Source organism: Kitasatospora sp. NPDC057738 (assembly GCF_042798815.1).
GTDB classification, from domain to species: Bacteria; Actinomycetota; Actinomycetes; order Streptomycetales; family Streptomycetaceae; genus Kitasatospora; species Kitasatospora lactacystinica.
The window spans coordinates 38,897-58,338 of the sequence record NZ_JBHVJT010000035.1; the positions used below are offsets into that span (position 1 = coordinate 38,897).

Below are 19,442 nucleotides of genomic sequence, written 5' to 3' on the forward strand. Positions count from 1 at the left end.
GGTCAGTCGACCGTGATGTCCTCATAGGTGATCGTCACCTGCTCGGTGGCGGGCCCCGATTCGGTGGCACCGAGCGTCGGCCCGGTCCACCGGGAGGCCCACGCGTTCGCGAGGTGGATGCGTCTGACCGTGTTCCGCTTCGCGTCCATCAGCGAGACGGTGACGTTCTGACGAGCACTGTCGAGATCGGCGTTGACCAGCGTCGCCTTGATCCAGTCCGTGAACGCCTTGCTCTTGTCCATGCCCCTGGTCACGGTGATCTCCCCGCTGCGCCGGGCACCGGGTTGCTTGCGCACCACCAGCTGCCCCGTCGCGGAGACCTGGCGCACCTCCACCACGTCCTGCTCCAGGGTCAGCCCGGACACGTCCTGGACCGTCTCCACCTGGAACTTGCCGAGCTCGATGGCGAAGGCGTTGGCACTGAACGAGTCACCTGTCAGCATCGTGATCCACTCCTCTTCTCAGTCGCCGGGTCAGCTGCTCTGGCCCGGCTGGCCGGTGATCTGCGTGATGGTGAAGTGGACGAACTCCGCCGGTCGTACGGGAGCGACGCCGACCGCGCAGATCACCTTGCCCACGTCGATCGTGTCGGAGGTGTTGTTGGTGTCGTCGCAGATGACGTAGAAGGCCTCCGCCGGGGTGCGGCCGAGCAGGGCGCCCTGCCGCCACTGGTCGGTGAGGAAGCTGGCCACGGCGTGTCGGAGGCTGGCCCACAACCGCTGGTCATTGGGTTCGAACACGGCCCAGGTGGACGACTGCTTGATGGACTCGGCGAGGAAGCAGACCAGGCGCCGCACGTTCAGGTAGCGCCAGTCACGGGTCCTGGACCGGGTGCGCGCGCCCCACACCAGCAGCCCCTGCCCGGGCAGGACCCGCATGCAGTTCAACCCCAGCTCGTTGAGCTCGCCGTGCTGCGCGTCGCTGAGCAGGGTGGGGAGTTCCAGCACGCCCCGGAGGTTCTGGTTGGCCGGCGCCTTGAACACCCCGCGCTCCGCGTCGGTCCGTGCCCACACCCCGGCGATGTGCCCGCACGGCGGAACGGTCGAGCGTTCGCCGTTCAGGTCGAGGACGGTCAGCCAGGGGTAGTAGACGGCGGTGAACTCGGCGTCGGTCGAGTCCTGGGACGGGAGGAGGCCCAGGAAGGTCTTCACCTCTTCGCTGTTCAGGTCGCGGGGCGGCTCCACCACGGCGACCCGGTTGTGCATGTCGGAGCAGTGGGCCACCACCATGCCGACCAGTTCCGCGAACTTGTCGTGTGCGCCTCCGGCGCCGATCCACAGGTCCGGGGCGGCGACCATCGAGACATCGTGCAGGGTGCGCAGCCCGGCCAGCCCGGTCCTCTTCAGGTCGTCACCCTGGAGTGCGGCCTTGAACTCACCCTCACGGATGAGCGGGACGATGTAACAGGCCGTTCCGCCGTTGGCGAAGAACCCGTACACCGCGTCCGGCAGGAACGACGGTCGGGCCTGGAGGATCGCCCAGTATTCCTCCTGGATCTCGTCCTCGTGCTTCTTGGCCGCCACGAACGCCTTGACCGCGTCGTCCCAGCACAGATAGGCGTCAAGGGACTTGGTGAGCTTCGTGATGGAGTCGGAGAGCACTTTCTTGTCCGACTCGGTGAGCTTGTCGCCGTTCTTCTGCTTGTTCTGGACGGCGAGGAGCTTGTCGAATTCGGGTTCGGCGAGCTCCTTCGGCACGGCCAGACCCTTGAACTTCTCCTGGGCTTCCTGTCGCGACTGGTCGAGCTTCTCGCGGTACTCCGTGCTCTTCTTGAGTTCCTTCTCCAGGGCGTCCAGGGTCACCCCCGGTTGGCGGTGGAACAGGTCCACGAATTCGGTCCAACTCCGTACCAGCCGCGGCGTCGGGGGATCGTCCGGGGTCTTCACGGTGAAGCCCAGGAACGCCGGGGTGGAGGTTCCCACACCGGTGATCGTGTGAATGCCGCTGGAGAGTTCGTCGACGTAGACGCCAGGGGCCAGGGGATTCGGGGACATGGGCGTCACACCCTTGTGGCTCGGGCCGTCCGGCAGCGGGCGGCCGATCGGTCAGGTCACCCGAACCGGCGGAACGAGGGGTTCCGTCGCGCGCAGGTCGTTGTGTGTGCGGCGCTGTCACGCACGTGCGCCCAGCGAACCATTCGTGCACCATCGGAATGCCGCGACATGAGCACAGGTCGCCCGGAGGCACCACAGCGGGGACACGGGTGGGCGGCCCGGTGGCTTTTTGGCCGGCGCCGGGCGTCGCCTCTTCCCGCCCTCCCGATGGGGCAACGGATCAACAGGAGGTCGTATGAACGCCGACAGCACGTCGCCGAACCACGGCGTCGTCGAGGCATGGGTGGCAGAGGTGGAGCCGGACGGCGGAAGCCGGGTCAGGCTCCGGTTCCCGGCGTCGGGCCGTGCGGAGGCCGGCGGTTGGTGCCAGGTCCTGGGAACGGCCGCGGGGCCGTTCCCCGCCCCGGGAGACCGAGTGCTGGCCGCGTTCGTCCAGGGCGACCCGGACCGCGCGGTGGTGCTGGGCCGCCTGCTCGGCGGGGAGTACGGGGCGGACGCGGAGGCAGGCGAAGACCGCCGACGGGTGATCCGCTCCGAGCACGGCCATGAAGTGGTGCTGGACGACTCCTCGGCCTCGGCGGCCGTCACGATCAGGTCGGCCGCCGGGCACGTGGTGGACCTGGACGAGGAAGGGTCCACCATCCGGATCACGCTGGCCCCGGGCGGAGTCGTCACGCTGGGGGGAAAGGGGGACTACGAGGTCACGTCGTCGACGAAGATCCTGCTGAAGGCACCGGAGGTGACGGTGGACTCGCCCGCCATCAACCTCGGCGGCGATGCCACCGCCCAGCCGCTGCTCCTGGGCCAGGCGCTGCTCACCGCGTTCAACACGCACACCCACGCGACCGCCGGCACCGGAACGCCATCCCCGCCGGTGCCGCTGCTCACCCCCGCTGTCCTTGCCAAGAAGGCCCGCACCAGCTAGGAGCTGTCCGGCCGGTCATGTGACTATCACCTGCTCAGGCGTTGTGGCCGGTGGCGGGACCATCGGCAGGTGATCGACGGGATCCTGCACCGGGTGCGGACCGGTGTGCACTGGCGTGATCTGCCCGAGCGGTTCGGGCCCTGGAAAACGATCTATGAACGCCACCCCTGGGCAGGCCCCGGAAGACGCCCGACAGCGTGGCCGCCGACAAGACACCCCATGCAGCTATCGGGTCAAGCAGCTGCAGCGAGTGGTGACGGTTTCGGCGGAGCGAATGCGATCGCTTCATCGAACGTCTGGCGGCTGGTCAAGCAGTGGTGGAGCTGACCGAGCATGCGGTTGAACAGGTGACGGAGGGCCGCGTAGTAGCGGTCACCGGTCTCCCGTCGCCGGTTGTAGTGGGCATGGGCACCGGGCGAGGCGGTGAGCGCTGCGAAGGCCCAGTGCCTGCCGGTTGCGGCCAAGCGACTGTTCTTGATCCGGCGATGGCTGACGCGCCGGCTCTTGCCGGACTCCCGCGTCACCGGGGCACTTCCGGCATACGCTTTCAGATCCCGAGCGGTGTCGAACCGGGTGCGGTCGTCGCCGATCTCGGCGAGTATCCGGGCGCCGGTGAGCACGGCCAGGCCCGGAAAGCTCGTGATGATCTCCGCATCGGGATGCTGCAGGAAGAGCTCCTCGGTGGCGCGCGCCAGGTCGTCGCAAGCCTGGCAGGCCGCCTCGAGCTGGCCGAGCAGAGCGAGTGTCTGGCGTCCCATCGCTCTTTCCACCAGGGCCGGTTGGTGCAGCCAGGACTGGCGGAACACCTCTTGCAGCCGGTCGGTCTCGGCCTCGATCCGGCGCTGGCGGCCGGCCCGCATGACGGCAGCCTTGAGCCGACTGCGGGTGAGCTTGGCGGCCTCGGCCGGGGTGGGGGCGATTGCCAGGATCGCGCGGGCCTCACGGGACAGCAGCCGCTCGCGCTTGCCGGCGAACGCCTCCAGGACCGCCGGGTAGTACTCGCGCAGGTGCGATCGCAGACGGTTGTGGGCACGGGTGCGGTCCCAGACCGCGTCCTGCTGGGCCCTGGCAAGGACGCCGATCGCCTTGACCAGGTCGGAGTCGCCGGGTAGAGGCCGGTGGAGTTCGGCGTCGGTGCGCAGGATGTTCGCCAGCACGACGGCGTCCTGGTGGTCGGACTTCTTGCGAGAGACGACGTGCCGGTCTCGGTAGCGCGCCACGGCCATCGGGTTGATTGCGAAGACCCGACGCCCGGAAGCCCGCAGACAAGCCACCAGGAGCCCGCGCGAGGTCTCGATCGCGATCGGGATCGGATCGTCCGGGCTGTCGCCGTGCTCGGCAAGCAGTCGCAGCAGGTCCTGGAAGCCCGCCGCGTCATCACTGATCCGAAGCTTGCCCAGCAGGTGGGCTTCGGAGTCGACCACTGCCACGTCGTGATGGTCCTCGGCCCAGTCGATCCCGCAGGTCACGTGCATGCGCACCCCTTTCGAGCCTTCGCTGTCCGTCGGCGTCGAGCCGCGGCAGGACCACCCGGCGACCTAATAGAAGCGCTCGCGGGCGCACCACCCCATCAGCCGTCCGTGGCCCCAGCTGCCCCCGGGGTCCTCGCTCTCGTGAAGAGCTCCACGGCTCCGGCTGATCAGGAGGTGGCCCTGGGAACGGCTCGAACAACGGCACCGTACGACGACCGCGTACCAAACGGCAGGGGCCGCGCATGCGTCCCTCTTGTCGAAGCGCTCCCAGGCGCCGCTTACAGACCAGACGTCCCGCCCGGCCCCCGCCAGGACCGCCCAAAAGCCGGCCCACGACGCCTATTAGGCGTACTCGTCCAAGGCCAACCGAGCCGCGACGCGAGCCGCCGCGAACACGACGTGATCACCGAGACCAGCATCGGCACGATCGCGCGCGACCTCATCCTCTGGCTGGCCGCCCGAAGCTTCCCAGGGCGGCCAACCAGGCACACCTTCGACGCCTTCTAAAACACGGCCTAGACGCAATACCGGTGATTTAGGTGGGTTTTCGGTTGGTTGGGCCGGTCTTGGTCGGTCCGACCAGCTGAACGGTGGGGGCCTGGGGCGGGGCCGGGCTATGGTGCTCGGCTCGTTTGAGGGCCCAGTTCGAAATCTTGCGTTTGATGACGCGGGGGTTGGAGCGCAACCGTCTTGCGGGCAGGAGTCGTTCGCCGATCTCACGCAGGCTCTGGGTGGTGGCCCGGGCGAGTCGGTAGGGGGGAAAGCGCCGCCTGCCCGGTGACGTGGCGGCGGACGATGCGAAGGCTGCGGGTGAAGGAGATCCGGTCGGGATCGTGCCCGATCCGCAATGCGGCCTGGTGCATCAGTTCGCGCAGGGCGTGGTGGACCAGCAGGAAGGCGAAGACCTCCTGCTCGACCCCGCGTGGATGTTGGGAGCGCAGGACGAGCCCGGGGCTGCCTTGGTGGTTCTTGATCTCGTCGAGGGTGTTCTCGATCTCCCATCGTTGGGCGTAGAGGGCTGCGAGTTCCACGGCCGGGGCGTCGGCGGGGTCGAGGATGCTGGTGATCAGCCGGTAGACGGTGCCGTCGCCGCCGTCGTGGCCGAGGGTGTACTCGATGACCCGCACCCGCTCGGGGTCGGCCCGTCGGTAGTGGTCCCGCTTGGCGACGATCTCCGAGAGGTAGGAGCCGTCGTCGAGCGCCGCGACGACCGGCAGCACGACCACGCTCCGCACCCGCCACAGCAGGTCGGCGCCGCCCGCCTTCGCGGCCCGCCGCAGGTCCAGGCCGCAGAATCCACGGTCGGCGAGCACGAGCATGTCCTCGGCCAGCGCGGGGAACAGCCGCTCGGCCAGGGCGGCCTCGTGGACGGACAGCGGTGCGACGTCAGCCGCGAACACGGCATGGGTGCCGCATTCCGCCAGCGCCGCCACCCGCGCCTGGGGATACGCACTCCTGCCCTGCCCGCGGCTGGTGCCCGGACGTCCGAAGAAGTCGGCGTTCGCCGTGGTGTCGGGCAGATCGAACGTCGTACCGTCCACTGCGACCAGCCGCCAGCCGCGATACCAGGCGCCTTGCGTCCCACGAACCGCTACCGGCCGACAGACCCTCGCGAACAGGGCTCGAAGCGGCTCCGGTCCCAACCGCAGACGGGCCCGGCCGATGGCCGCCGTCGTCGGCACCCGCCAGGCACCGGCCCACCGGCCCTCCCGCTCCAGGCCCTGGACGAGAAGCCGGGCCACCTCCTCATAGCCCTGCCCGAAGAACAGGCACATCGCCAGGACGAAATAGACCACCACCCGGGCGGGCAGCAGCCGGTGCCGCTGCTCGACCCGACAGCACTCGGCGACCACCTCATCGATCAAATCGGGCGGGAATGCCCGCGTCAGCACCCCCAACGCAATCCGGTCCGAGAGCCGGTCACTCGCCGGCGACTTCACCTGTCCAGGCCGTGGCACAACCCACTCAACGACCGAATCGGACCAAAGTCACCAGTATTGGGCCTAGACGGGAGGCGGGGGCGGGGGCGGAGGTGGGGCGCTCGCCAGCGGCGGAGCGGAGGCCGGTTCCGGCGCCGGGGCCGCGCCGAAGTCGCGGTTGAGGGTCTCCATGATCGCTGCTGCCCAGCTCCGGGAGACCTGTGAAGTGCCCTCCTTCTTTCCGAGCAGGTTGGTCACGAAGAACTGCGAGGAATTGGACGAGCGTGAGGTCCAGTTGAAGGACTTGACCCGGCCGTCCTCTCCTTGGAACACGGAGAAGCCCACACATTCCGCCTGCGGCACACCGACGATCTCGGCGAGCTGGGTGTGGCTCGCGGTGCCGGTGGGGGGACGGGACGGGCCGGCGGCGATCCTCTCCGCCACCGTCCTCGCCCTCTCCTGGGCCTGGTCGGTGGCTTGGTCGACAGTCGACGGGACCTGCCCGCCGCTGCCGCCGACATTGTGGACGACGGGGGTGGCGCGGTAGCCGGTGATTCCGCCGATCGGGAAAGGGGTCGACCTCCTGGCCGGCTTCAGTGCCACCAGATGGATGGTGCGGGTGGGCAGGTGCACCAGCCCCGTGAAGGCGTTGTCGGGCGCGCCGGATTCCCAGATGCTGCGGCTGACGGGGTCGATCCGCAGTGCGTGAGGGGGCGTCAGGCGCGGCTGTGCGAGGATCCGTTCGTCCGGCGTCCAGTTGGGATTGAGCTGGGCGGTCGGGGCCTCGGTGACTCCGTGGACGGCCAGGAGTTCCGCGATCCTCCGGTCGATCGCCGCGGCCAGTTCCGTGCCCTCCCCGGCGGACAGGCGTGCGGTGCGCAGTTGGGGAAGCGTGGCGTAGGCGAGGAAGAGGTCCGTGCGCACGGGGCCGGGACGCCGGAACGTCGTCGTCGCGAGGTCGAGTGCGGGGCTGGGCTGCCTGACCGGTGGTCCGGCGACGGGTCCGGTCGAGCCCGGGAGGCTTCTTCGGCGCGGAGGGTGGTGCGGCACGGCGGTCTCCTCGATGGTGTTCGGCGTGAATCGCCGGTGCGCGCCGCTGTCGACGACGGCCGAGCGGGGTGATCACCGGCCTCTGCTCGGGGGCGGATCCGGGACCGGTCAAACGTTGCAGGCGACGACTCGCCAGGTGACGAGCTTCACCGCGAGCCATTGATTGAAGTACTGGACCGCGTCGCCGGGTCGAGCGAAACCTTCCGCGCCCTTCTTGGGCTTCGCCTTCACCCACGCCGCCAGGGTGGCGGTCTTCGCCAGCCCGAAGGACATCACCCCGTCCTGGGGCTTCGCGAGGACGCCGGTGTAGGAGAAGAGGTCGGCTTCCAGCGACACGGAAGGATCAATGGCGAACTCGACCAGGTACCCCGGCTTGCCGAGATACTTCTCCGCGTACTCCCGCGTGGGGGACAGCCCTTGGTAGCCCTTCTCCTGCACCGGCATCCGATCCGTCCGCTCCAGGTGGCGGAACTCCGCTTCCGTCATGGCGCGGTAGAAGCACGTCCGATCGGTGCGGGACTCTGCCGAGTAACGGGTGAAAGCGGCGCCCTTTCCGGTCTCCCGGGAGAAGGCGAGGAGGCCGCCTCGTCTGGAAACCTCCCGCCCCGTCCTGTGGGCGGGCGGTTGCTGGGACCGGTTGTCGTTCAGCGGTCCGGCTTTCTTCGGCTGTGCGTACACGGGGACTCCGGTCAGTCGGGGCCGGGTAGGGAGAACTTCTGCTCGTCGACGTAGCGGTTCAGTTTGTGGTGTTCGATCCGTACGGCGTCCAGCAGGTCGGTGGTGCCGATGGGCCGGCCGTCGTGGGCCGCGTGGTAGGCGGCGGTGGTGGCGCAGCAGCGGATCTCCCCGCCGGTCAGCTCGAACCTGCGGGCGAGCAGGGTGAGGTCGAGGCCGTCGGCGCGCGGTGCGGACGGCCCGAGGCAGGTGTCCCACAGGGCCCGGCGTCCCTCCTCGTCCGGGAGGGGGAAGGGGATGACGAAGTCGAAGCGGCGCAGGTAGGCGTTGTCGATGTTGGCGTGGAGGTTCGAGGTGAGGAACGCGACCCCGTCGAAGGCCTCCAGGCGCTGGAGGAGGTAGGCGGTGGTGGCGTTCGCGTGGCGGTCGTGGGCGTCGCGGACGGCGGTGCGTTTGCTGAACACGGCGTCGGCCTCGTCGAAGAGGAGGATCCCGTTGAGTCCTTCCGCCGCGGCGAAGAGGTGTTCCAGGTGCTTCTCGGTGTCGCCGATGTACTTGCTCATGACGGTGGACAGGTCCACCACGTGCAGGTCGAAGCCGAGGTCGGCGGCGACCACCTCGGCCGCGAGGGTTTTCCCGCTGCCGGAGGGGCCGGTGAACAGGGCGCTGACGCCGTGTCCGCGGGCGGCTCCCGGGCGCAGGCCCCATTCGCCCAGCACTCGGTCGCGGTGGCGCACCCGGTTGGCGAGGGCCCGCAGGCTGTCGGCGGTCGGGTCCGGGAGCACCAGGTCCGTCCATCCCGCGGCGGGATCCACCCGGCGTGCGAGGCGGCCCAGGGCGCCGTCGTGGTGCAGATGGGCCGCGGCGGTCAGATCCTTCGGGGCCGGGGCGCGGTCCATGGCGTGGGCCTGTCGGCGGGCGGTGGCCACGACGGCGGGGATCAGGTGCGGCGCCAGCCGGTAGGAGGCCATGAGGCCGGCCGCGCGGTCCGGGTCCAGGCCCGGAAGGCCGGCCAGCTCGGCGTGCCAGAGTGTGGCCCGTTCGGCGGCCGTGGTCGCGGGGCACTCCAGGAACACCGGGGCGAGGCGTGCCGATGCGGCGTCCCCGGGGTTCGTGCCGGCCAGGGCCAGGGGGAGCACGGGCGCGGCTTCGCCGAGGCGCGACCAGAGCTCCGGCGCGCGGCCGTGGTCGGACGTGGTCGAGGGCGGCAGGACGACCAGCAGGGCGGCCTCGCGCAGCCGGGCTTCCAGGACGGCTTCGGCCAGCAGGGCGTCCGCGTCGGAAAGGGCGCTGAGGCCGTCCCAGTCCAGGCGCAGGAGCGGGCGGCCGAGCGCGTGCGCGGCCGCCGCGGCGACGGTCTCGGCTTCCCCGCCGGCGTGCCCGGGCCGGTGGCGGAGGTGGACGGGGCGGCGATCGGGTGCGCCCAGGATCGCCGCGAGGCGGTCGGCGGTGGCTCGGGCCGGGCCCGGCAGCGGTGGTGGCGTCGGGAGGGGGTTCAGGAACGGGCGCAGCCGACGGGGGAACGCGTCGTGCCCGAGGAGGTGGTCGGCGGCCCGGTCGGGAACGCACAGGGCCCTGGACAGGAAGGGGCGGCCTGAGTCCTCCACGGCCAGCAGCCCGCCGGAGCGCAACGGCCCGGTGGGCGAGACGACGGCCCTCGCGGTGGTCGAGAGGGGGGACACACCGCTGAGGGTGAGGGCGAGGGCGACGGTCGCGTGGGGAAGCGTGGGGTCGTCGTTGAGGCAGGCGTAGAACCGTTCGAAGCGGCTGTCCAGGTCGGGGGCGAGCGCGACGAGGAACACCGACAGGTCGACGGGGCCCAGGCCGAAGGCGCGCGCGAGACGGCGCAGTGGCGATGGCCCGGTGGTGTGCTCCGCGGGCGCTTCGAGCGCGGTGAAGGGCACCGCGTCCTGGTCGTCCGGCGGGCCGGGGGAGTCCGTCGGTGTCGTGCGCGAGGACAGGGCACGGTGCACCCGCCGTTCCAGCCAGGCCAGCGGCTCCAGGAGGCAGGCCTCTCCGGTGGGGCCCGTCGCGGGCAGGGGCCGAACCGGACTCTCGGCCGGCGGAGCCTCGGAGGACGGAGCCTCGGAGGGCGGAGCGGCGGTCTGCGTCATTGCTGGTCCCCGGTGCGCACGGTCATGTCGAGTGACAACGCGTCGCCCGCCGGACTGCGCGTCTCCTCCGGGCGCTCCGTTCCGGGCCGGACGACGACGACCGGGTCGTGCCAGACCACCGGGACCGCTGTCGGTGGTTCGAAGGCGGGCAGCGGAACACTCACCGTGGCGTGCAGGGAAGGGGAGAGCGAGTTGTCCACCGCGTTCCACAGCTCGGCGTGCGTACGGTCTCCGGCCCACGGCAGCCCGACGTGGAACAGGGCCGTGGAGTCGGAATCGGCGGTACCGAGGTCGAGGGAGTGTACGTGGGTCAGGGCGGCGAAGAGCTGCCCCAGCAGACCGTGGTCGTCCTGCGGGGTGCCGCCCCAAGTGCTCATCAGATAGGACACCTGGGCATAGCGGGGAGGATCCGACTCCAGGACGAGCGGCAGGGGCCATCCGCCGACGCGGACGCTGCCGGCCTGACGGCGTTCCAGGTCCTCACACACGTCGTAGAGATAGATGTTGACGGAGTTCTTCGGGGCCTGGGTACTCCAGGCGCGGGTGGGCACCGTGAAGTCGACGCGCACGCCTGGCAGGCGGCCGGTGATGACCTTCTCCAACGCCAAATCCACGAGGTTGAACACCGAGTTCCCTTCGTCCCGGGGGCCGGGCGGCGCAGTCCGGCCGGTCCGCAGCACCTGCAGTGTCCGGCCTGGGCGGCGACACGCCCGGCAGGGGACGGGGGAGTCCGCCCGTCCGGCCCATCCGGAACGGCGGTCGGGAGCCGGGGACGGTCCGGCCCCGCGCTCGTACCGACCGCCCGGGGGCGGGTGTTCGCAGCAAGAATATTAGGTTAGCCTCACCTAAGTTGCGATGCGCGTCGGGAGAGTACGAACCGGCGCGGCCGCGGCGTCCGCCCGTTCCGATGGAAGGAGCCCGCCCTGTCCACCGTCACCGCTCCCGCCCGCTTCGCGCTCTTCCCCCTGCGCGTCGCCCGCACCACGAGCCTCACGCCGCACCTGGTCCGGATCACGCTCACCGGGGAGAGCCTCACCGGGTTCGTCAACGGCGGCCTCGACCAGCGGATCAAGCTGCTGCTGCCGCTCGCCGGCCAGACCGAGCCGCTGATCCCGCCCGGCGACGGCGACTTCGGCTGGTACCACAGCTGGCGGGAGATGTCCCCGGAGGTGCGCCCGGTGCTGCGCACCTACACCGTCCGCGGCCGGCGCCGCGAGCCCGACGAGATCGACATCGACATCGCCGTGCACGGGGACGCCGGCCCGGGCTCCCGATGGGCCGTCAGGGCCGCGCCGGGCGACCGGGTGGTGGTGTACGGGCCGGCCGTCGAGCAGGCCGGCGGGGTGGAGTTCACCCTGCCCGCCGACCCCGGCTGGGTGCTGCTGGCCGGGGACGAGTCGGCGCTGCCGGCCATCGCCGCCATCCTGGAGGAGCTGCCCGAGGATCTTCCCGTCCGGGTCTTCGCCGAGGTGGACGGACCGGGGGAGGAGGCCTACCTGTCGCCCGGCCGGGCCGGCGTCGAGATTGTCTGGATCCACCGCCGGGACGACGCGCCGGGCCTGACCGAGGCGGTGCGCGCCGCCGAACTGCCGGGCGGCCGGCCGTACGCCTGGATCGCCGGGGAGGCGGCCGGGGTCCGCGAGCTGCGCCGCCACCTGGTCGGCGAGCGGGGGATGGACCGGCGCGCGGTCTGCTTCATGGGCTACTGGCGGGCCGGGCGCACCGAGGACCAGCGGGGCGAGGACGGCCCGGAGGAGGAGGCGTAGGGCGGCGGGGTCAGTCGGTGGTCCGCCGCTGCTGCTCCGGAAGGGGCACGATGGGCACGACCGGTTCCGGGCCGACCGCGCGGATCCGTCCGACCGCCGCCGGCCACCCCGTCCACCCCTTCCCCGCCCGTCTCACCGCTCCGTCGTGCCAGGACAGGGCGAGCGCGGAGCCCGACTCCAGCGACAGCTTCCGTCGGCGGAGCGGTTCGAGGCGGTCGGGGCCGGCGAAGGCTCCGGGGGAGAGGCGGAGCCGGTCGAGGCCGTCGATGCCGACCGAGCTCAGGTCCCAGCCGTCCTCGCGTCCGCCGCCGTCGGTGGGCGGTACGGCGAACTGGACGGTGGCCCCGGCGGCCGAGCGCTCGTGCCGGCGCTCGTCGAAGTCGACCGACAGCAGCCGCAGGACGGCCGTCCGGGGCAGCTCCGGTGGTGGCTCCGGTGGTGGGGTCCAGGGCCCGGGCGGTCGCGGGCCGGAGCGCCGGGCCAGCTCGACGGCCAGCTTCCTGGCCCAGGCGCCGGTGGGGCCGCCGCGGCTGTTCACGTGGAGGATCCCGGCGAACCAGTCGGTCAGCGGCTCCCCGCCGCGTTCCACCCAGCGCAGGATCAGCCGGCGGAACGCCCGTCCGCCGTGCGCGCCGGCGGCGAGCAGTTCCGTTCCGGCGCCCTCGAAGACGCGGCAGAGCGTGAGGATGTGCCGCTGGTCGACCCGTTCCACCCGGCGGGCGCGGGAGATGCCGGCCAGCGCCTGCCGTACCAGCGCGGAGGCCAGCCGGCTGCTCGCGTGGTGGGGGAAGGCGAGGGCGAAGGCCGGGCCGAGCGGCCACTCCTCGGGGCGGCGCTCGTCGCGGTGGCGGGGTGTCACGGCGGCGGCGGACCGGCCGGGTTCGCTGAGGTGCCAGCAGGCGTCGCCGATCCTCAGGACGGCGCGTTCGGCGACCAGCCGGCCGTGCTCGCCGGCCAGCACCTCGACCCGGCCGTTCCCGGTGTGCCAGGTGAGGGCGCCGGTGGGGCCGCTGCCGCTGGTGAAGGAGAGCTCGGAGACGGCTTCGAGTTCGATGCCCAGCCGGGCCCCGGCGTGGACGCGTTCGCCGGCGTCGTACCGGCGCGGCAGCTGAACCGTCAGGGCCGCGTCGAGCCGGTCCCGGCGGAACTCCGCTTCGAGGCCGAGGAACCGGCAGTCCGTCGGATCGTACGGGGAGAGGGCGGCTCGGGCGTCCTCGCCGAGGGGCCGGCTCCAGGGCGGCGCGATGTGGCCCCGGACGTCCCAGGAGGGCAGGCTCGGATCGTCGGGCCGCGGGGGAAGCAGCAGCCCCGCCGTGCCCGGGTCCTCCGCCGCCCAGTCGTGGCGGTCCGCGTCGTGGTCGGCGATCCACCGCAGCGTCCGCCGGGCGAGCAGTGCCCGTCCCGTCCCGGGGCGGGCGGCGAGGGCGGCGACGGCGGGTTCGACATCGCTCCAGAACCTCGTCTCCCGGGCGATCAGGGCCCGGTCGAAGGTACGGGCGTCGACGGCGGCGGCGGCGACCCGGGCGAACGTGCGGTCGATCAGCCGGGCCAGGGCGCGCAGTGCTGTGGGCGGCACGATCCCCCCAGTGGTGTCGCCGTACGGGCGTGGGGTCGATGGTACGGAGCCCGCCGGCGGTCCGGAGCCCGTTGGGGGATTTCGGCCGGCCCGGGCCCGCCGACGCCCGGCCGGACGCCGGTTGGCTGCGCCCGCCCGGCCGGGTGCTGCTGTGGATCGCGGCGGGTGCCCGGCTGCTGACGGCTTGCCGGCGTCCTCGCCGCCGCGTCGCGGCGGCCCCGGGTGCGGCGCGCCCTGCGGCGCGTCCGCTGACGTTCACCCGGATTTCCCCGGGAGGACGGCACGCGCCCTTCCCGCGCCTGGGGTTCCGTCATATCGTCGTCCCCCGTCGACGGCGCCGGTGCGCCCGGTCACGGCCCGAGCCACCTCACCACAGCGGGGACGATCATGAAGAGTCTTGCGGCGCGTCTGCTCGCCCTGGCCGCGGCCCTGCCGGTGCTCGCCGTCCTGGCGGCGGGCCCCGGGGTCGCGGCGCCGGACGGCGGCCCGGAGGCCCGGCCGGCCGCGTCCTGGACCGGACCGCTGAGCACCCGCGGGCGCTACGTGGTGGACGCCAACGGTGAGCGCTTCAAGCTGAAGTCCGCCAACTGGGCCGGTGCGCAGGGCACCTGGCAGGGCAGCGGGAGCGCCGACGATCCGGCGAACAACCAGGCCGGGCAGGTGTCGCACAACATCCCGCTGGGTCTGGACCGGGTGCCGGTGGCCCGGCTGCTGGCCGACTTCCACGGGCTCGGCGTCAACAGCATCCGGCTGCCGTTCGCCAACGCGATGATCCACGACACCGTCCCCGTCCCGGACTCCGCCGTCGCCGCCAACCCCCAGCTGCGCGGCCGGACCCCGCTCCAGGTCTTCGACGCCGTGGTGGCCGCGCTCACCGCCGACGGCTTCGCGGTGATCCTCAACAACCACACCACGAGCTACCGCTTCTGCTGCGGCCTGGACGGCAACGAGCGCTGGAACAGCGGCCAGTCGACCGCGCAGTGGGAGGACGACTGGCTGTTCATGGTGAACCGCTACAAGGCCGACAAGCGGGTGGTCGGCGCCGACCTGCGCAACGAGGTCCGCCGGGACGTCTGGGACGACCCCAACTGGGGCCTCGGCGACGCCCACGACGAGTACGCCGCCTTCGAGGAGGCGGGCAACCGCATCCTCCAGGCCGACCCGGACCTGCTGGTCGTCATGGAGGGCATCAACTGGTACGGCGTCCCCGCCGCGGGGTTCAGCCACGGCCGCCCGATGCTCACCCCGGTGCGCAACCTCTCCAACACCCTGATCGACTCCGGCAAGCTGGTCTACTCCGCGCACTTCTACGCCTACACCGGCCCGGCCAACACCGGTGCGGGCAGCGGCCCGGGATCCACCGCCGACCCGCGCTACCAGGACTTCACCCCGGAGCAGCTCGCCCGGGTGGTGGACGACGAGGCGCTGTTCGTCACCGGGGCCGGGCAGCACTTCACCGCCCCGGTGTGGATCAGCGAGTTCGGCGCGGGCGGCCGGGGCTCGACCGACGCCAAGGAGCAGGCCTGGCTGCACGCGTTCACCGACATCCTGGTCCGCGAGGACACCGACTTCGCCGTCTGGCCGCTGGTCGGCTGGGCCGACACCGCCGGCCGCCCGCTGGACACCTGGGCGCTGCTCTCCTACGGCCCCGACGGCAGGCGCACCGGCCTCACCGACCCCGGCGACTGGCGGGCCGCCGACTGGACGAGGCTGATCGACGCCCCGGCGGCGAGCGGCCCGGTGCCCGCGGTGACCCACTGGAACATGCTCGCCCTCGACCACGGCGACCAGGACCTCTCCCGGCGGATGCTCGCCCGCGCGGACTGGAGCCCGGGCAACCGCAAGGGCAACTGCCCGGACGGCCAGCGGCTGACCGCCCTCGCCCGCGGCGACAGCCGGGCGCTGTGCACCGACGCGGGCGAACCGGCCGCCGGCAGCGGCGACTGGACCACCGTCACCGACGAGCGCTACGTCACCGGGGGCGACTGGGCGTCCGGCTACGACAAGCTCCAGTGCCCCGACCGCACCTTCGCGGTCGGCTACGGCGTGCACGGCAACGGCATGGCCGCCCTGCTGTGCGCACCCGCGGCCGCCCCGCTGCCGCTGAACGGCCGCACCCTCTGGTTCGACCGGGGCGACAACCGGCCCGCGACCGGCGGCTCGGTGGCGAGCGACTGGGCGCCGGGCCGCTACAAGGGCCAGTGTGCGGACGGCGAGTACCTGGCCGGTGTCGCCTCCACCTGGCAGCGCCTCCAGTACGGGGCCCCGGCCGCCCTGCTCTGCCGCCCGCTCGCCTGATCCGGCGCCGGCCCGGGGCGGTTCCGCGCCGCCACGCGGACCCGCCGGGGTAGCGCCGGGGGGGCGCCGGGGCGGCGCGCCCCGGGCGGGGCACGGCCGGGCGAGGGCGCGGGGCCCGTCGGTGCCCCGTGGTCCGGTCGGCGGGCGGTACGACGATGACGAACGATCAGAAGGCCTCCCGGGACGGCATTCCCGCAGGCTGGACGCGTTCATGACGCCTTTGTCAGCGGGGTGGACGACCCTTGACGGCGGTGGGCATCTCTGCCAACCTCTCGGCAGGTCTGGACCAAGATCGGTCTTTTTCATCGGGGGAGAGGACCGGCTCCGAACCGGTCGTGCGCAGGGGGGATCTGCGGGCCGGGAGGGTCGAGGCCGGAGCGGCCCGTCGGCCGGCCGGGGGCCGGTCGGACGCCACCCGGAGGCCGGGTCGCCAGAGCATCCGCGGTGCCGGCCACGTCGGCGCCCGGCCACGGGGAACGCGCCATTCACCGACTGCCGAATCGAGCCGCACATGCCACACTCCCTCCCCCTGCCCGCCTCGCCCTTCCAGCGGGGCGTCTGGTTCACCGAGCGCCTCGGCCAGGCGCACGGGGTGTTCCACATGCCCGTCCTGCTCTCCTTCGACCGGGTCGACGCCGAGGCCCTCGTCCGGGCCGTCTCGACGGTGACGGCACGTCACCCCGCCCTGTCCCGGGTGTTCGTGGAACGCGACGGCAGCCTCGTGCTGGAGCCCGGCCCCGCCCCGGTCCTCGACGTGGTCGACGCCTCCGAGGAGTGCGCGCGGGGCCGGGAGAAGCGGCTGGCCGAGGAGACGGCACGACCGTTCGACCTCCAGGCGGGCCCCTTGGCCCGGTTCACCCTCTACCGCGGCAGCGGTGAGGCGGCGGAACTGCTGGCCGTCGTGCACCACGCGGTCTTCGACGGGGAGTCGAAGGACGTCCTGGTGGCGGAACTCGCCGCGGCCTACGGGCAGGCCCTGGGCGAGGCCGCCCCGGCCGCCGACCGGATCCCGTCCGCGCCCCTCTCCCCGCCCGACCCCGACCTCGTCCGCCGGGCCGCCGACTGGTACGGCCCGCGGTGGGCCGCGGCGACCGAGCCCGTCCTCCCGGGACTGCCGCACGCCGTCACGGCCCCGGCGTCCGGCGAGTCCGACGCGTGGCGGATCGACGCGCGGGGCCGGGCGGACCTGGCCGAGGCCGCGGAGCGCTGCGGCGTCACCGTCTTCGAGTTCCTGCTCGCCGCCCTGCACGCCCTGCTGCTGCGCTACGGCGGCGAGGCCGTCCCGGTCGCCGTGCCGCTGTCCGTCCGGACCCCCGAACAGGCCGGGGAGATCGGGCTGTTCGTCAACGAGCTGCCGGTGCACGCACCGGCCGGGGTGACCGCCCGGACGTCCTTCGCCGCCTTCGCCCGGGCCGTGCGGGCCGAGGCCCGCGGCGGGTACCCGTTCCGTCCGGTGCCCTTCGGCGCGGCGGTCGGCGGCCTCACGCCGCGCGCCGGGCTGGCCCCCGTGTCGTTCGGCTACCGGCGCGGCGCGGCCGCGGACCCGGTGTTCCCGGGAAGCACCGTCCGGGTGGACCGCGCGGTGTTCAACGGCGCCGCCCGCAACACCCTGCACCTCCAGGCGGTCGACACCGCCGACGGGCTCGCCTTCTCGCTCCAGTACGCTCCGGCGGTCCTGTCGCCGGACGCCGTGGACCGGATCGCCGGGCACTGGACGGCCCTGCTGGAGGCCGCGACGGCCGCGCCCGACACGCCGCTGAGCGCCCTGCCGCTGCTGGGCGAGTGCGAGCGGCGCCTGGTGACCGAGGAGTGGAACGCCACCGCCCGCGCCTACCCGCGCGGGCGCACGGCGCTGGACCTGGTGCGGGAGCGGGCCGCCGAGACGCCGGACGCCGTCGCCGTCGGCGCGGGCACCGAGCGGCTGACCTACCGCGCGCTGGTGGAGCGGATCGACGAACTGGCCGCCGTCCTGGGCGGGGCCGGGGTCCGCAGCGGTGACGTCGTGGCCCTGCACCTGGAGCGCTCCGCCGACCTGCCCGCCGTCCTGCTCGCGGTGCACGCCGCCGGGGCCGCCTACCTGCCGCTCGACCCCGGCCACCCCGCCGACCGGCTCGCGTTCCTGCTCGCCGACTCGGGCGCCGCCCTGCTGGTCGCCGACCGGGAGCCCGCCGCCGACGTGGTGGCGGCGGCACCGGCCGTCCTGCGCCTCGGCGGCGGCCGCACGGAACCGACGGCCCCGGGGGCGGAGCCGGCCCCGCCCGGCGACCTCGCCTACGTGCTGTACACCTCCGGCTCGACCGGGCGGCCCAAGGGCGTGGAGATCGGGCACCGGGCCCTGGTGAACCTCCTGACCTCCTTCGCGGACCGGCTGGGCTCGGGACCGCAGGACGTCTGGCTCGGCCTGACCTCGCTCTCCTTCGACATATCCGGGCTGGAGATCCTGCTGCCGCTGGTCACCGGCGGCCGGCTGGTCCTCGCGCCGGACGGCGCCGCCCTGGACGCGCCGGGCACCGTCGGGCTGATCCGGCGGGAAGGCGTGACCCATCTGCAGGCGACCCCCTCGGGCTGGCGCGTGCTGCTCAGCGCCGGGCCCCTGCCGGCCGGGCTGACCGGGATCGTGGGCGGGGAGGCGCTGCCGCTCCCGCTGGCCCGCGAGCTCCGGGGCTCCCTCGGCCGGCTGATCAACGGGTACGGCCCGACCGAGGCGACGATCTACGCCACCTGCGCCGACGTCCCCGTGGAGCCGGACGCCGTGGTGATCGGCCGGCCGGTCGCCAACACCAGGGCGTACGTCCTGGACGCCGACGGCCTCCCGGTGCCGATCGGGATCCCCGGAGAGCTCCACCTGGGCGGCGATGGCCTCGCGGACGGCTACCGGGGGCGGCCCGAACTGACGGCGGAACGTTTCGTCGGGGACCCGTTCGCCGGCGGCCGGATGTACCGCACAGGCGACCTCGTGGCGTGGACGCGGGACGGCGAACTGGAGTTCCACGGCCGGATCGACGACCAGGTGAAGATCCGCGGCCACCGGATCGAACTCGGCGAGATCGAGGCCGCGCTGCTCGACCACCCGGCCGTCGCCGCGGCGGCCGTCGCCGTCCGCGAGCAGGCCGAGGGGGAGCCCGCCCTCGTCGGCTACCGGGTGCCCGCTCCCGGCAGCGCACCGCTGCCCGACGCGGACCTGCGGGACCACCTGCTGCGCACCCTGCCCGCGATCATGGTGCCCCGGCAGTTCGTCACCCTCGACCGCCTGCCGCTCACCCCGAGCGGCAAGCTCGACCGGCGCGCGCTGCCCGACCCGCCGCGCGAGCGGGCCGCGGCGGCGGCGGAGGCCGACGACGTCACGGCGGGCGTCCTGGCGATCTGGGAGGAGGTCCTGGGTGTCTCCGGCCTCGGCCCCGAGGACGACCTCTTCGACCACGGCGGACACTCGCTGACGATCATCCAGATCACCGCCCGGATCCGCGCCGCCTTCGGGGTCGAGCTCGCCTTCGACCTGTTCTTCGACGCCTCCACCCCGGCCGCCCTGGCCGACGTCGTGCGAGAGCGGCGTTGACCGCCGCCGACCGCCCCTGCGCGTCCTCCCCGCTCCA

13 protein-coding genes and 1 pseudogene are annotated in these 19,442 nt (G+C 72.9%); 5 read left to right on the top strand and 9 right to left on the bottom strand.

All coding sequences use genetic code 11. From position 1 onward, the window contains the following. Positions 1-2 precede the first annotated feature (2 nt). Together ACFVGO_RS20315 and ACFVGO_RS20320 are read right to left on the bottom strand one after the other, a co-directional pair. Positions 3-443, bottom strand: a complete 441-nt coding sequence (locus tag ACFVGO_RS20315; protein ID WP_380352988.1) for a phage tail protein — start codon at positions 441-443, stop codon at positions 3-5. Positions 444-473: 30 nt separating this feature from the next. Then, positions 474-1,994 carry a phage tail sheath C-terminal domain-containing protein gene (locus tag ACFVGO_RS20320; protein WP_380633189.1) on the bottom strand — a complete coding sequence of 507 codons (1,521 nt, stop codon included), beginning with the start codon at positions 1,992-1,994 and terminating at the stop codon, positions 474-476. Positions 1,995-2,289: 295 nt separating this feature from the next. Between ACFVGO_RS20320 and ACFVGO_RS20325 the strand changes: the two genes are divergently transcribed. Then, entirely contained in the window at positions 2,290-2,979 is a 690-nt protein-coding gene (locus ACFVGO_RS20325) for a phage baseplate assembly protein V (protein WP_380352991.1), read from the top strand. 51 nt (positions 2,980-3,030) lie between these two features. After that, a pseudogene (locus ACFVGO_RS20330) lies at positions 3,031-3,162 on the top strand (transposase); the annotation flags it as partial. A 50-nt stretch (positions 3,163-3,212) separates the two neighbouring features. Here the strand turns inward: ACFVGO_RS20330 and ACFVGO_RS20335 are convergent. From ACFVGO_RS20335 to ACFVGO_RS20360, 6 genes are all read right to left on the bottom strand, one after another. Further along, the gene (locus ACFVGO_RS20335) at positions 3,213-4,454 is read right to left on the bottom strand and encodes an IS110 family transposase (RefSeq protein ID WP_380633191.1); all 1,242 of its coding nucleotides are present in this window, start codon (positions 4,452-4,454) and stop codon (positions 3,213-3,215) included. A 713-nt stretch (positions 4,455-5,167) separates the two neighbouring features. Next, entirely contained in the window at positions 5,168-6,409 is a 1,242-nt protein-coding gene (locus ACFVGO_RS20340; RefSeq protein WP_380633193.1) for an IS4 family transposase, read from the bottom strand. A gap of 45 nt (positions 6,410-6,454) precedes the next feature. Beyond that, the gene (locus tag ACFVGO_RS20345; RefSeq protein ID WP_380633195.1) at positions 6,455-7,294 is read right to left on the bottom strand and encodes a hypothetical protein; all 840 of its coding nucleotides are present in this window, start codon (positions 7,292-7,294) and stop codon (positions 6,455-6,457) included. 234 nt (positions 7,295-7,528) lie between these two features. Then, the gene (locus ACFVGO_RS20350) at positions 7,529-8,098 is read right to left on the bottom strand and encodes a hypothetical protein (RefSeq protein ID WP_380352998.1); all 570 of its coding nucleotides are present in this window, start codon (positions 8,096-8,098) and stop codon (positions 7,529-7,531) included. Between the two features lie 11 nt (positions 8,099-8,109). After that, positions 8,110-10,209 carry an AAA family ATPase gene (locus tag ACFVGO_RS20355; protein ID WP_380633197.1) on the bottom strand — a complete coding sequence of 700 codons (2,100 nt, stop codon included), beginning with the start codon at positions 10,207-10,209 and terminating at the stop codon, positions 8,110-8,112. Beyond that, entirely contained in the window at positions 10,206-10,835 is a 630-nt protein-coding gene (locus tag ACFVGO_RS20360; RefSeq protein ID WP_380353000.1) for a Pvc16 family protein, read from the bottom strand. Before ACFVGO_RS20360 ends, ACFVGO_RS20355 begins: the two co-directional genes overlap by 4 nt. Positions 10,836-11,174: 339 nt before the next feature. On the opposite strand from ACFVGO_RS20360, the gene ACFVGO_RS20365 reads away from it, so the two are divergent. Then, on the top strand, positions 11,175-11,975 hold the full coding sequence (locus tag ACFVGO_RS20365; protein ID WP_380353013.1) for a siderophore-interacting protein: 801 nt from the start codon (positions 11,175-11,177) through the stop codon (positions 11,973-11,975). Positions 11,976-11,985: 10 nt separating this feature from the next. On the opposite strand, the gene ACFVGO_RS20370 is transcribed toward ACFVGO_RS20365, so the two are convergent. Then, positions 11,986-13,551 carry a hypothetical protein gene (locus tag ACFVGO_RS20370; protein WP_380633199.1) on the bottom strand — a complete coding sequence of 522 codons (1,566 nt, stop codon included), beginning with the start codon at positions 13,549-13,551 and terminating at the stop codon, positions 11,986-11,988. A 387-nt stretch (positions 13,552-13,938) separates the two neighbouring features. On the opposite strand from ACFVGO_RS20370, the gene ACFVGO_RS20375 reads away from it, so the two are divergent. Both ACFVGO_RS20375 and ACFVGO_RS20380 read left to right on the top strand, forming a co-directional pair. After that, positions 13,939-15,849 carry a glycoside hydrolase family 5 protein gene (locus ACFVGO_RS20375; RefSeq protein WP_380633201.1) on the top strand — a complete coding sequence of 637 codons (1,911 nt, stop codon included), beginning with the start codon at positions 13,939-13,941 and terminating at the stop codon, positions 15,847-15,849. A 511-nt stretch (positions 15,850-16,360) separates the two neighbouring features. After that, positions 16,361-19,405 (top strand): amino acid adenylation domain-containing protein, encoded by a 3,045-nt coding sequence (locus tag ACFVGO_RS20380; protein ID WP_380633203.1) that lies wholly within the window; start codon positions 16,361-16,363, stop codon positions 19,403-19,405. Positions 19,406-19,442: the final 37 nt, after the last annotated feature.